The following is a 796-nucleotide window of genomic DNA, read 5'->3' on the forward strand; positions in this document are numbered from 1 at the left end:
TGTGACAAAGTGCTGGTCATGTACGCAGGGCGCACTATGGAATATGGAACAGTAGATGAGATTTTCTACAACCCAAGTCACCCGTATGCAGAAGGCTTATTGAAAGCCATTCCGCGTTTGGATACCGAAGGGGAAATCCTGCCGACGATCCCGGGTAACCCACCGAACTTATTGCGACTGCCACCGGGCTGTCCTTACCAAGAGCGTTGTCACCGAGTGAGTGACCGCTGTAAATCCGAAGCGCCGATACTCAAGCCGTTTGCAGACGGTCGTCAACGCGCGTGTTTTTCTGATTGGGAGGCTTGGACAAAATGATGGCAGACAAACAACTGTTACTGGATGTGAAAAACTTAAAGGTGCACTTTAGCATCGCATCGAAATCGGCGTGGCCTTGGTCAAAACCGGCCAATCTCAAAGCGGTGGACGGGGTGAACATTCAGCTGTATGAAGGTGAAACACTTGGCGTAGTGGGGGAGTCTGGCTGCGGAAAATCCACCTTTGCGCGTGCCATCATTGGGTTAGTAGAGTCCACTGACGGTGAAGTGGTGTGGTTGGGTCAAGACCTGACCAAAATGCAAGACGTGCAGCGCCGTGAGACTCGCAAAGAAATTCAGATGATATTCCAAGACCCATTGGCGTCCCTAAACCCAAGGATGACGGTGGGCGATATCATTGCAGAGCCATTGAAAACCTTCTATCCGAAACTGACGAAAGATGAAGTGAAGTCTCGAGTCAAAGAGATGATGGCAAAAGTAGGTTTATTGCCGAATGTGATTAACCGTTACCCACATGAGTT

At 49.9% G+C, this 796-nt stretch carries 2 protein-coding genes; both read left to right on the top strand.

Annotation, left to right across the window (positions count from 1 at the left end; all coding sequences use genetic code 11):
• Positions 1-315, top strand: a 315-nt coding sequence (locus ACM2FC_RS23530; protein ID WP_498483460.1) for an oligopeptide/dipeptide ABC transporter ATP-binding protein, incomplete at its 5' end; no start/stop codon positions are given.
• The coding region (locus ACM2FC_RS23535) for an ATP-binding cassette domain-containing protein (RefSeq protein ID WP_498483461.1) at positions 312-796 on the top strand (485 nt) is incomplete at its 3' end. The genes ACM2FC_RS23530 and ACM2FC_RS23535, both read left to right, overlap by 4 nt.

It is taken from the genome of Vibrio sp. A37 (assembly GCF_059777565.1).